At 44.9% G+C, this 13,367-nt stretch carries 10 protein-coding genes; 4 read left to right on the forward strand and 6 right to left on the reverse strand.

The annotated features are described in order from the left end of the window. Positions 1 to 235: 235 nt before the first annotated feature. The 3 genes from BMX56_RS20700 to ileS are packed head-to-tail and all read right to left on the reverse strand — an operon-like array spanning position 236 to position 4,630. Positions 236 to 841, reverse strand: a complete 606-nt coding sequence (locus BMX56_RS20700; protein WP_090651574.1) for a lipoprotein signal peptidase — start codon at positions 839 to 841, stop codon at positions 236 to 238. Beyond that, on the reverse strand, positions 842 to 1,225 hold the full coding sequence (locus BMX56_RS20705) for a TraR/DksA family transcriptional regulator (protein ID WP_090651575.1): 384 nt from the start codon (positions 1,223 to 1,225) through the stop codon (positions 842 to 844). Then, the gene (ileS, locus tag BMX56_RS20710; protein ID WP_090651576.1) at positions 1,226 to 4,630 is read right to left on the reverse strand and encodes an isoleucine--tRNA ligase; all 3,405 of its coding nucleotides are present in this window, start codon (positions 4,628 to 4,630) and stop codon (positions 1,226 to 1,228) included. A gap of 83 nt (positions 4,631 to 4,713) precedes the next feature. Here ileS and BMX56_RS20715 point away from each other — a divergent pair, with 83 nt between their 5' ends. Both BMX56_RS20715 and BMX56_RS20720 read left to right on the forward strand, forming a co-directional pair. Beyond that, on the forward strand, positions 4,714 to 4,914 hold the full coding sequence (locus tag BMX56_RS20715) for a hypothetical protein (RefSeq protein WP_090651577.1): 201 nt from the start codon (positions 4,714 to 4,716) through the stop codon (positions 4,912 to 4,914). Continuing rightward, a complete protein-coding gene (locus BMX56_RS20720) occupies positions 4,915 to 5,181 on the forward strand; it encodes a hypothetical protein (RefSeq protein ID WP_090651578.1) in 267 nt (88 codons plus the stop codon). 193 nt (positions 5,182 to 5,374) lie between these two features. Here BMX56_RS20720 and BMX56_RS20725 read toward each other — a convergent pair whose 3' ends face one another. Together BMX56_RS20725 and BMX56_RS20735 are read right to left on the reverse strand one after the other, a co-directional pair. After that, positions 5,375 to 6,151, reverse strand: a complete 777-nt coding sequence (locus BMX56_RS20725) for an SDR family oxidoreductase (RefSeq protein ID WP_090651579.1) — start codon at positions 6,149 to 6,151, stop codon at positions 5,375 to 5,377. A gap of 241 nt (positions 6,152 to 6,392) precedes the next feature. Continuing rightward, a complete protein-coding gene (locus BMX56_RS20735) occupies positions 6,393 to 8,729 on the reverse strand; it encodes an efflux RND transporter permease subunit (RefSeq protein WP_090651581.1) in 2,337 nt (778 codons plus the stop codon). A gap of 266 nt (positions 8,730 to 8,995) precedes the next feature. Here BMX56_RS20735 and BMX56_RS20740 point away from each other — a divergent pair, with 266 nt between their 5' ends. Beyond that, a complete protein-coding gene (locus BMX56_RS20740; protein WP_090651582.1) occupies positions 8,996 to 9,277 on the forward strand; it encodes a hypothetical protein in 282 nt (93 codons plus the stop codon). A gap of 100 nt (positions 9,278 to 9,377) precedes the next feature. Here the strand turns inward: BMX56_RS20740 and BMX56_RS20745 are convergent, their stop codons facing one another. Next, a complete protein-coding gene (locus BMX56_RS20745) occupies positions 9,378 to 10,907 on the reverse strand; it encodes a serine hydrolase (RefSeq protein ID WP_090651583.1) in 1,530 nt (509 codons plus the stop codon). Between the two features lie 104 nt (positions 10,908 to 11,011). On the opposite strand from BMX56_RS20745, the gene BMX56_RS20750 reads away from it, so the two are divergent. Next, positions 11,012 to 13,195, forward strand: a complete 2,184-nt coding sequence (locus BMX56_RS20750) for a S9 family peptidase (protein WP_090651650.1) — start codon at positions 11,012 to 11,014, stop codon at positions 13,193 to 13,195. The last annotated feature ends 172 nt before the right edge of the window (positions 13,196 to 13,367 follow it).

The raw sequence follows: 13,367 nt of genomic DNA on the forward strand, positions 1-13,367 counted from the left end.
GTAATAAATAAGCAAAAACCTTGCTTTGATTTTTTGTCATAATTTAAAATAACTTGTGAGTTTAGTTAGTGTTATAAAATTATGAATATTTCCGGTAGCCTGTGCCCTTACTGGCAGCTATTCCGAGAGAACGGCAGGCATCTGGGAAGGCGTTTGTGTCCTCTCAAATGCCAAAAGTGCTGAAAACAAAAAAGCCGCATTAAGCGGCTTTTTTGCATATTTTATTAGTTGTTCATTATTCCTCAACCATTTCGCTATTGGGGCTTGCTACCTCGGGCACTTCGTGTTTGAAGTAGCGCTTTTGGTATAGCAGTATCATGATAACGCCTACGCATATTGCCGAGTCGGCCAGGTTAAATACCGGCCTGAAAAACTCAAATGCCTCGCCGCCCCAAAACGGAAACCATGAGGGATAGGTGCCCCGGAGCAAGGGGAAGTAAAACATATCTACAACGCGGCCATGAAACAGTTTGCCATGCTGAAACAGGATGCCGTAAAAGGTAGAGTCGATAATGTTCCCTACTGCGCCGGCTAAAATAAGCGCCACGTTCATGATCAACCCGCGATGGTATTTGCGTTTAATGAGGTAAACCAAGCTGTATACAATACCTGCAACTGCCGCTATGCGGAACAGGGTTAACGCCAGCTTACCGGCATCGCCGCCCCACTCCATGCCGAATGCCATGCCGTTATTTTCGGTGTAGTGCAGCATGCCGTGGCTGCCCAGGAAACGAATTTCTTCGCCCATGTACATATACCTGCGTACCCAGGTTTTAATAGCCTGATCGGCAAGGATAATGATGAAAGCGGTAAAAAAAGGTTTGGTGTAAGCAGCCTTCATTTATTGCCTCATTTTTGCTTCCATCGTCATGGTGGTGTGTGGCACCGCGCGCAAACGCTCCTTAGGGATCAGTTTACCAGTTTCGCGGCAAATACCGTAGGTTTTGTTTTCAATGCGCACCAATGCAGCTTCCAGCTGATCGATGAATTTTTTCTGACGGGCTGCCAACTGGTTAATTTGTTCTTTTTCCAGTGTGGCCGAGCCATCTTCCAATGTTTTATAGGTGCCTGCGGTATCATCGGTGCCGTTCGCGTTTGGCGAGCTTAATGATGTTGCAAGCGAGTTTAATTCTTCTTTAGCAATACGCAGTTTATCCAGGATTAGCGCTTTAAATTCCTGCAGGTCTGACTCAGAATATCTGGTTTTTTCGTTTTCTACTTTCATTTATATTTTACTAATTACAATCAAAATTTCATGTCCGTCAATGGCTATTAAATCGCCTTCATTCAACTGGGTATCAAGTGTTATACCCACGGCCAAAACTTCGGCGCAAATATAGGTTAAATTATTTTTTACCGCTTCGCTGATGTAAGGGTGGTCAAAAAGCTTAATATCTATTTTATCCGTTACTTCAAGGCCTTTTTCCTTGCGAAGTCGTTGTATCTGGCTTACTAATTCGCGCGCTATACCCTCCTGTTTTAACTCGTTGGTTATAGTAACATCCAAAGCAACGGTTAGTTTGCCCTGGTTTGCAACCTGCCAGCCGGGTACGTCTTCGGCGATAATCTCTACGTCAGTGGTGAGTAGTGAGTAGTGAGTAGTGAGTGCGTTGGCGCCAGTCACTTCTAAATCAATACTCCCGTTCGCTTCCAGCTCGGCTATCTGCTCATTTGTAAAGTTATTTATCGCCTCGGCTACTGCTTTCATGTCCTTGCCTACCTTTTGCCCAAGGGCTTTAAAGTTTGGCTTTATCTTCTTTTTGATGAAGCCTGCGGTGTCGGTAATATACTCAATATCCTTAATGTTGGTTTCAGATAATATCAATTCTTTAACCAGCTCCACGTGTGCTTTAAAGTCCTTATCTAATATAGGTAAAAGGATTTTACTAAGTGGCTGCCTTACATTAATTCCTATTTTTTTACGTAATGATAACACCAAAGATGAAACGTCCTGGGCCAGTTTCATACGCTCTTCCAGGTCGGTATCAACCAGGTTGGCGTTATACTCGGGGAAGTAAGCCAGGTGAACAGATTCATAAGCTTCTTTGCCCGTAACGCTGTTTAAATCGCTGTATAACCTATCGGCAAAGAACGGCGCTATAGGCGACATTAGCTTACTGATGGTGATTAAACAGGTATATAACGTTTGATATGCCGATAACTTATCATCCGAGTTATCCGACCTCCAGAAACGGCGGCGGCTTAAGCGGATAAACCAGTTACTGAAATGCGCATCCACAAATTCCTGTATGGCACGGGCTGCTTTGGTTGGTTCAAAATCGGCATAAAAACCATCAACATCCTGGGTTAAGGTGTTTAGCAACGAAATGATCCAGCGGTCGATCTCCGGCCGTTTGCTGATCTCTATTTCGGCCTCGCTATAAGTGAATTTATCAATGTTGGCATAGAGCACAAAAAATGAGTAGGTATTATAAAGCGTACCGAAAAACTTACGGCGGACTTCGTCAATGCCCTCTACATTAAATTTCAGGTTATCCCATGGCGATGCATTGCTAATCATGTACCAGCGCGGGGCATCGGCACCAAACTGCTCGATGGTTTCAAACGGATCGACACCGTTGCCTAAACGTTTAGACATTTTGTTGCCGTTTTTATCCAGCACCAAACCATTCGAGATTACGTTTTTAAAAGCTACACCGCCATTGCCAACTTTTGCGTTAACGGCCTTTACTTCATCGCTGCACTCGCTCAGCATTACGGCTATAGCATGCAGGGTGAAGAACCAGCCACGGGTTTGGTCAACGCCTTCGGCAATAAAATCGGCAGGATAGGCCTTCGCAAATTCTTCCTGGTTTTCAAACGGGAAATGCCATTGCGCGTAAGGCATGGCGCCGCTATCAAACCAAACGTCAATCAGGTCGGGCTCGCGGAACATTTTGTTACCGGTTGATGAGGTTAATATCACATCATCTACATAAGGCCTGTGCATATCTTCCAGCGCGAAGCCTTCAGGCATAAAACCGGCGGCTATTGATTTTTCAATCTCGGCGTTCAATTCGGCAATCGAGCCAATGCATTTTTCTTCTCCGCCATTTTCCTCGCGCCAGATAGGTAGCGGGGTTCCCCAGTAACGGGAGCGCGACAGGTTCCAGTCAACCAGGTTTTCAAGCCAGTTACCAAAACGGCCGGTACCGGTCGATTCGGGTTTCCAGTTGATGGTTTTGTTAAGCGCTACCATTTTATCCTTAACAGCAGTTGTTTTGATGAACCAGCTATCCAGCGGATAGTAAAGTATAGGCTCATCAGACCGCCAGGAGTGCGGGTAGCTGTGCTCGTATTTTTTTACGTCGAAGGCTTTATTCTCGGTTTTTAGTTTGATCGAGATCTGCACGTCGGTGGCCCTGAAACCTTCCACGGCGCGCTCTTCGGCGCTATAATATTCTTCTTTAACGTATTGGCCTGCAAAATCGGTAACCTCGTCAACAAAACGGCCTTGCTTGTTCACCAAAGGAACTTCCTTGCCATTTTCGTCCTTCACCATTACCGATGGTACGTTGTTTTCTTTACAGGCCCTGAAGTCATCCGCGCCAAAAATAGATGCGGTGTGTACTATGCCCGTACCATCTTCTGTCGTAACAAAATCGGCAGGGATAACACGGAAAGCGTTTTTCTCCAGGTCTTCATTGGTTACATAAGGCATCAGCTGTTCGTAGTGGATGCCTAATAACTGGCTTCCTTTAAATTCGGCTGCTAATGTCCATGGGATGATCTTGTCGCCGCCTTTGTAATCATCAAAGGATGCGTTTTCGCCTTCGGCCTTAAAGTATTTTTTTACAAGGTCCTTTGCTAAAACAACGCAAATTGGTTCAAAAGTGTAAGGGTTAAAGGCGTTTATTTTAACGTAGGTGATATTCTCGCCAACGGCAAGGGCACAGTTTGATGGCAGTGTCCACGGTGTGGTTGTCCAGGCCAGTATAAACACATCGGTATTTACGCCCTCAAACAAAAAGGCCGAATCCTGGTCGCGTTTTACTTTAAACTGAGCAACAATGGTGGTATCTTTCACCATTTTGTAAGTGCCCGGCTGGTTAAGTTCATGCGAGCTTAAACCGGTACCCGATTTTGGTGAATAAGGCTGTACGGTGTACCCTTTATATAAATAACCCGCTTTATAAAATTCCTTCAGTATCCACCAAAGGCTTTCAATATATTCGTTTTTGTAGGTGATGTACGGATCTTCCAGGTCGACCCAGTAACCCATTTTTTCGGTCAGGTCGTTCCACACATCGGTATAGCGCATTACCTCTTTGCGGCAGGCATCGTTGTACTCTTTAACGGTGATTTTTTTGCCGATATCGTCTTTGGTTATTCCCAAAGCTTTTTCAACAGCCAGTTCAATGGGCAGACCATGGGTATCCCAGCCGCCTTTACGTTTAACCTGGTAACCCTTAAGTGTTTTATAGCGGCAAAAAATATCTTTGATAGACCGTGCCATTACGTGGTGAATGCCGGGCATGCCATTAGCGCTCGGTGGCCCTTCGTAAAAAGTGTAAGGGTTATCTTCCGGGCGATTGCTGATACTTTTTTCGAAAATGTTATTCTTTTTCCAAAATTTAAGTACTTCTTTGCCTGTTTGCGATAAGTTTAACTGCTTATATTCCTTGTACATGTATATATTCTACCGTTTATCACCTCTTTTTTAAGAGGTTGCAAAAATACGGAAATTATAAATGATTTTTTTAATTTAGACAGGTGAAAAATAATAAAGTAAAGCGCACGATATTAATGTTGTTAGTAGCCGTGATCCTGTTTTCGGCAACAATGGTTATCCCGGCTTTACAGGGCTCCAATTGGAAGGTTTATATGCAGGGTGGCGCTACAGGTTTAACCATGGCGGCTATTGTGAGTATTATTACTTTGATTATTGATTATTTGAAGGAGAGCAGGGGGTAGATGATCCTATTTGCACTTTTTGGCTTACTCGCTTTATTGAGCATTTATGTAGGAGTAAAACAAAACGATCTTTACCGCTCTTGTATCATCAACACCACTAAGCGGTTGTCGTTAAAAATCATTAATGACGCGTTGGCGAAACCCTTGAGCGATGGAGATAAACAGGAGGTTAATTATGTAAAACGCGTTTACATTGTTTATTTGGTGGTATTTTATTGCTCTGTTTCTTACGCTTTATTTGAGGTTTATCGCGCTGCTATAAAGTAGACTGATTGCAGAACCTTTCTGAACCCGGATTAAGCAGATTTATCTGATTTGATTTGCAGATTCCTGATTTGGAGAGAAATTGTTTCTCCTGCCAGCCCGAGACAGTCAAAAAAAATCCGTATAATCTCATAAATCTGCTTAATCCGAGTTCAGACAAAAAATCCTGTCAATCCTGCAAAATCCCTAAATCCTGTTAAAAAATAGCCCTGTTCGCACCGCCATCAACCTGTATAGTAGTCCCGCTAATGTAAGCCGCCTGTTCTGATGCTAAAAATGCAACCAGTGCCGCCAGCTCTTCGGGTTTGCCAATGCGGCCAAGGGGGATGGCTTTTGCTTTATCTTTTATAGCTTGTTCCGGGTCAACATCTTTAGGGAGTGTGTGCTTAATACGGTCGGTAAGGATTAAGCCGGGAGCCACATTGTTTACGGTGATATTGTAAGGGCCAAATTCGTCGGCCATTAATTTGGCCATGCCCACAACGCCCATGCGCATGGTGGTGGATAGTACGGAATTACCCAATACTGCCTTTACCGAACCACTGATGATGTTGATGATTCTGCCGCTGCCCGTTTTTTGCATGTGGGGTAATACCAATTTGCTAAAGCGGGCAACACTAAGCAGGTTAAGCTCAAATGCTTTTTGCCATTGCTCATCGTCAAAGTTCTCAAACTTATCAAAGGGTGGCCCGCCGGCGTTGTTCAGCAAAATGTCTATCCGGCCAAATGTGGCTGCTGCTTTGGCAACAAAGGCATCAATTTCATCAGCGCTGGAAACATCAACAGGAATAACCACAACCTCGTTACCGGTTAGCTTCCTGATTTCCCCGGCAGTTTTATTTAGCTCTGCCTCATCGCGGGAGCCGATAATTACCTTGGCACCCTCGGCAGATAGCGCTGTGGCTATTGCCTTGCCTAACCCTTTGCTGGCTGCCAGCACCAGGGCTACTTTGTTGTTGAGTTTAAGATCCATGTTGATGTTCTTCGTTCAGTTAAATTCTAAAAGGGAAATGTCATTTCGAATGAGCCAGGGAGGCCAAAGTGGAGTGGCGCGAAGAGAAATCTTATACGCCTTGCATCCCATGGGGCAAAGTTCGAATGCAGGGGGTATAAGATTTCTCCTCACCCCTGCGCTCAATCCCTGCCCCGGTTCGTTCGAAATGGCATGTCATTATTAAAGCGAACCTCCTCCTTTGGAGAGGGCAGGGTGAGGCCTACTCCTCTATATCCGGCCCCTTTATTTTTTTCCTATCTACCCCTTTTTCAAGCGTTAATAAAAATGCCGGCAACAGGGTAAGGTTGCTGATCATCGCTACTAACAATGTAATTGATAGCAGGATGCCAAGGGCCTGTGTACCGCCAAATTTTGATACCACAAACACACCAAAGCCAAAAAACAGTACAGTGGCTATAAATATCATACTCACCCCGGTTTCACGGATGGTATCGGATACAATTACCGATATGCTTTTGCGGGTGTTGCGCAGTTCGTGGCGGTAACGGGTGATGAAATAAATGGTCTGGTCGGATGAAATACCCATGGCTATACTGAAGATGAGGATAGTTGAGGGTTTAAGCGGGATGCCGAAAAAACCCATAATGCCGGCTGTAATAATAAGCGGTACCAGGTTGGGTACCAGGGATACAGCGATCATTTTAACACCACGAAACAATATCCACATTACAATGGCAATCAGGAAAATAGCCCAGGCCAAACTTTCATACAGGTTAATAAGCAGGTAATTGGTGCCTTTAATAAATATGATGCTGCTGCCCGTAAGCTCTACATGAAACTTTTTAGGGTTGAAGATAGAGTCGATGCGCGGTTGCAATTCGGCCAGCACCACGTTCATTTTTTTTGACCCGGCGTCAATCATTTCAAACGTTACGCGGGTTACCTGTTTTGTGCTATCTACATAACTGTTTAAAGCGCTGGTGCCTTTGCCCGCCGAGTTGCCTGCATAGTTCAGGATAAAGTTTTGCTCCAGTCCATCGGGCAGCCGGTAATATTCGGGCGCGCCGCCGTAAAATGCCTGGGTGCTGAATTTTAAAACCTGGATAAGCGATATCGACCGGCTAAACTGCGGGTACGACGAAATTAGTTTTTCAAGCTTCTCTACCTTGCGGATTACGCCCAGGTTTACCACGCCGTTTTTACGTTTGGTATCAATGCTTACCTCTAAGGGCAATACGCCGTTAAAATTGGCCTCGAAAAATTTAAGGTCTTCCAGCGTGTTATTATGCTGGGGCAGGTCATCAACCACAAACCCGTTAATGTTTATTTGATAAATACCTACGCACGATATGGCAATTAAAACCAACGTGCCTATATAAATAGTTTTGCGTTTGTTATGCACCAGCTTATCTAAACCGCTAAGTACTTTGGCCATCAGTTTGCTATCCTTAATGCCGGCTTTTTGAGGTTTGGGCGATGGCAGGTAGCTGAAAATAATGGGCACTAAAATTAAGCTTAATGCAAAAGTAGCTATAATGCTGATGGAGGCTACCAGGCCAAACTGGGTAAGCAATTCGCTGTTGGTAAAGCATAATACGCCGAAACCTATGGCGGTTGTAATATTGGCAATAAAGGTGGTTATGCCGGCTTTTTCAATTGCCAGGTGCAACGCCTTCATTTTGTCGCCGCATAACTCATATTCGTGGTAGTATTTGTTAAGGATGAAGATGGTATTAGGAATGCCGATAACCACAATAAGCGGCGGAATGATGCCGGTGAGGATAGTCATTTCGTAATGCATCAGCACCAATGTGCCCAGGCTCCAAACTACTCCAAGCACAACAATGATTATGGGAAATACCACCGGGAAAAACGAGCGGAAAAACGCCAGCAGTATGATAGCGGTAATTAACACCGACAGGCTCAGGAACATCGAAAACTCATGCGCCACCAAATCGCCAACCACGGTACGGATAAGCGGCAGGCCCGAGTAGTGCACTTTAATGCCGTGCTTTTGTTCAAATGCAGCACCCAGCTTTTTTATTTTGTTGATGATAGGTACACGGTAGGGGGTATTGATGATTTTATCATCAAAAGTAATAGCCATCAGGGTTGATTTGCCATCGTTGCTCAATACCACCGCTTTATAAAATGGCAGGCTGGCCAGCTTTTGTTTTATACTATCAACCGCCTGTGCTGTTGGCAACATGCCGGTAACCAATGGTTTGATGATAAAACGATGTTGGGCGGTATCCTTTTGCAGGTTATAAACATTGGCTACCGAAATAACTGCTTTAACGCCTTTTACCTGCCTCAAATCGTTGCCGATCTGGAACCAATCGTTAAATACATCCTTGTCAAAAATTTTATCCGATTTGATGCCGATAACCATGGACGATGCATCCTGGCCAAACATTTTTTTAAACTGGTTATACCGGATATAGGCCGAATCGGTAACGGGCAACACCTTGCCGCCATTAAAGGTTATTTTTACTTTGGATGCCTCATAGCTCATAAAAACACTTAACGCCACAACGCTTATCAACACAAGAAGCCTGTTTTTAAGAATAAATGATGCTGTTTTTTTCCAGAACATGAACAGTAAATTATGACCGCCGCTAAACTACGAATTTAGATTTAACCCCCCGTTGAAGATATTGACTTTATGACAATAGGGAGGTATCCAAAATTTAAAATATAAGAAATAATGTTGCCGCCCGTTAAAGCTCGCTAACGACGTTACTATAAGCTGTGTACTACCGCAATTTGTTAACTTTATTTTAATGATTAGGCGCATATAAAATGGGCTATCGCCAAATACCGGGTTAATTATCCGTACCTTTAAAGAAATTCTTTAAGCTCATGATCCTTTTTTCGAAGCGAAACCTGCATTATACTGATTACAAATGGACTAATTATACCCAAAATGATCCACGCGTAAACGGCAAACCAGATGCAACCCCGTTTGCAAAAGATGAAGGCAACGAAGTTGTTTACCTGATAAACAAACTGATGATATTGTGGGATTACCGTTTTGCGAATACGGGCAACAAAATGGAAAAACTTATTCACGATAAACTGCCCGCCGAAATATTTACCCAGGAAGATGTACAGGTTTGGCTTAAGTCGAATTTGAAGTTTTAGGTGGTGAGTAGTCAATGGTTAACAGTGAGTAGTGAGCCTATAATGTAACTTCTACTCACAACTGACCACTGACCACTCACCGCGCTCTCCATTCACCACACTACTCCTTCTTAAAATCATAAGGATTACGCTCCACAAAATCGGCTACTTTAACCCGTACGCCGGTTACCCGGCCGTTTTGAACGGTAAAGGGGAACACCGCCTTGCCTAAAGTAGGATCTGAAAAGGTTACGTAGTAGCGGTTGCCACCTAAAGGTTGCAGTTTGGCAAACATTTTAGGATGGTGTTCAAAACGCATCTCCAGGTCGTTATTCTCGCCCTGGGTTACAGTCATGCTGCCGTAAAGGCTGTTGGTATATTTGCCGGTATAGTTTTCAGCGGGTAAGGCAGGGCGCAGGTTTAACAAAACCGAATCGCGCAGCTTTTTATCTGTGGCCTGGTCGGCAGTGGCGCGGGTTTTGTAATTAGCCAGGTAAGTATCACTATAATTGCGGTATCCCTGGCCAAAATAAGCATCTAATATTTCCCAGCGAAGGGCTTCAAAAAACTGGTTCTGATCGGTATTGGTTAAAATGACAATGCCCAGGTGGTCTTGCGGAGATAATGTCACCGAAGATAAATATCCGTTTACCCCGCCATCGTGCATCACCAGCCGGTGGCCCGAGTAATCCTGTATAAACCAGCCCAACCCGTATAGTTCAAAATTGTTTTCGCCATTTAGGTGGTGTTCGCTGCCTACAATATCCTGTGGTTGCCGGGTGGCCTGTATCGCCGCCGCCGGAATTACCTGCCTGTTGCCAACTTTGCCGTCATTCAGCAATGCCATAACCCACTTGCTCATGTCATTTACCGACGAGCTGATAGCACCGGCCGGCGCAAGCCCATCTATCTGGCAATAAGGTATAGCGGTTAGCCGGCCATCATTTAAGGTATGTGGTACGGTACGGTTTATTGATTTGGGCATTTCGGCCGTAAGGGCAAGGGTGTTGCTCATGCCCAGCGGGGCAAAAATGTTTTCTTTCAGGTAAACTTCCCAGGGTTTGCCGGTTACTCTCGGGATAATTTGGCCGGCCGTTAAAAATGCCGAATTGGTATAGCCCCATTTGGTGCGGAAAGGATAAGGCGCCTTAATTTGCCCCAGCTTTTGAATAATTTCTTCGCGGCTAAGGTTGGTATTGTAAAAAGTAAAATCGCCCTGGAAGGTTTGCAGCCCAAGGCGGTGGCATAATAAGTCGCGTACAATGGCCTGCTCGCCGGCAAGTTTATTATCAAGCTTAAACTCCGGGATGTATTTGGTTACCTTATCATCTAACGAAAGTTTGCCGCTGCTTTGCAGTATGGCCAGGGCAGTAGCCGTAAAGGCTTTGGTATTGCTGCCTATCATAAATAAGGTGTTTACGTCCACCAGGTTTGGCAGGCCAAGTTCCTTAATGCCGTAACCTTTCATCAGCACAATCTTATTGTCTTTAACAATACATACAGCTACGCCCGGGATGCGCCAGTTGGTTAGGGCTCGGCTTACATACAGGTCAAGGCTATCGCTTATAAACTTGCTCCGGTTGGCGCGTTGGGCCTGGGTAACAGTAACTAATGAAACAAAGAGAACAATAAGTAGAAGTATTTTTTTCATTACACTGGTTTTATGCTTGGCGAATGTGCTAATTTAACGCAAAATTTACGGCGGCATTGCTTATTTTTAAAATAATGCCGCATTCATTATTCAAAGTATTTTATATGAAATTTTACCGTTCAGGCTGGTCGTTCCTGTTAATCGTTCTGTTTATTCTAAACAATAACCTGGCTAAAGCGCAACGCGCACCTACACACTGGGCCAATGATGGCTATCAGTATTATAAAACAACGGGCGGCGAAATTACCGTTTACGACACCCGCGACAGCAGCAAAAAAACAGTTTGGATAAGCGCAGCCATGCTTACACCCAAAGGCAAAACACCTATTGGTGTAAAAAGGTTTACCATATCTGACGATGGAAAAAAAGTGCTTATTAACACCAATACCAAAAAAGTATGGCGCTATGATACCCGTGGCGATTATTGGGTGTTTGATACCGGTACGCAAAAGCTATGGCAATTAGGCAAAAATCTGCCCGAATCGTCATTGATGTTTGCCAAACTATCGCCCGATGCAACTAAAGCTGCTTACGTAAGCGGCCATAATATTTATGTAGAAGACCTGGCCAGCGGCGATGTTAAACAGCTAACCACCGACGGCAGTACTCACGTTATCAACGGCACTTTTGACTGGGCATACGAAGAGGAGTTTGGCTGCCGCGATGGTTTTCGCTGGTCGCCCGATAGCCGCAATATAGCTTACTGGAAGATAGATGCTACCAAAATTAAAAGCTATTATATGCTGAACACAACCGACTCGATATATCCGTTTGTGGTACCGGTAGAATATCCTGTGGCGGGCGAAGACCCAAGTTCGGCAAAAATTGGGGTGGTTGATGTCAGCACTGCTACCACCAAATGGATGGATATTCCCGGCGATAACGTGCAGCACTATATCCCCCGTATGGAATGGACTTTAAGCCCCAACGAAATTATTGTTGAGCAACTGAACCGCGCCCAAACCGAAAGCCGCGTATTTATCGGCAATATATCAAACGGCACAACCCGCCTTATCCGCGAGGAAAAAAGCAACTCATGGATTGACGGCAAAGAGCGCTGGAACAATGGCGACCCAATTGGCTGGGAATGGATAAACAAAGGAAAGGACTTTTTATGGGTAAGCGAAAAGGACGGCTGGAAACACATTTACCGCGTGAGCCGCGAGGGTAAAGAAACCCTGCTTACCAAGGGCGATTATGATGTAATTACCGTAAGCCTTATTGACGAGGCCGGTGGCTATATTTATTTTATGGCTTCGCCGGATAATGCTACCCAGAAATATTTATACCGCATAAAACTGGCCGGTGGCAAGGCCGAACGTGTTTCGCCTGCTGATCAGCCGGGTACCCATGGTTACGATATTTCGCCTAACGGAAAAGTGGCGCTGCATAATTTTAGCAATAGCTATACCCCGCCTGCAAGCGAAGTGGTAAGCCTGCCCAATCACAAGCATATTGGCGGCAACGTGATTGCTGTTAATAAAGACGCTAAAAATAAACCAGAGTTTTTCAAAGTAAAAACTGTTGATGGCATTGAAATGGACGGCTGGATGATGAAGCCAACCAACTTCGATCCGAATAAAAAATACCCTGTTGTATTTACCGTTTATGGCGAACCCGCAGGCCAAACAGTAACTGATACCTGGGGCACCGGCCGTAATGGCTTATACGTAGGCAGCATGGCCGACGATGGCTACATATACATGTCTGTTGAAGGGCGTGGCGCACCAGCCCCAAAAGGCACGGCATGGCGCAAGGCTATCTATAAAAATATTGGCATCATCAACATTCGCGACCAGGCCATGGCAGCCAAAGAGATTCTGAAATGGCCTTTTGTTGATTCCTCCCGCATTGCAGTACACGGCTGGAGCGGCGGCGGTTCATCAACCCTTAACCTGATGTTCCAATACCCCGAGATTTACAAAACAGGGATAGCTGTAGCAGCGGTAGGCGACCAGTTAACTTATGATAACATTTACCAGGAACGCTACATGGGCGTACCGGTTAATGACGAAGGCAGGGCGGCATTTATCAAAGGATCGCCAATTACTTATGCCAAGAACCTGCGCGGTAACCTGCTGTACATACATGGCACAGGCGATGATAACGTACATTACAAAAACGCCGAAGAATTGATTAACGAGCTGGTTAAATACAACCGCCAGTTTGAACTAATGGCATACCCCAACCGTACCCACGGTATTTTTGAAGGCCCGGGCACCAGCCTGCACCTGCACACCATGTTCACCAAATATTTGAAAGAGCATTGCCCGCCGGGTGGGAGATAGGATGTAGGTTTGATAATAGATAGGCCTCTCGTGAAAATGAGGGGCTTTTTTTAATTTGCACGTGTGGTGTTTTGCCCCTCTGGGGCAGATGAGTTGTGTGGCTTATTTCTACAAAGCTTTTGTCCCTCTGGGACATAATACGTATGTGTAGGGTTGTAGGTGGAATTTTAAT

The sequence above is a fragment of the Mucilaginibacter sp. OK283 genome (assembly GCF_900110415.1).
Taxonomy (GTDB): domain Bacteria; phylum Bacteroidota; class Bacteroidia; order Sphingobacteriales; family Sphingobacteriaceae; genus Mucilaginibacter.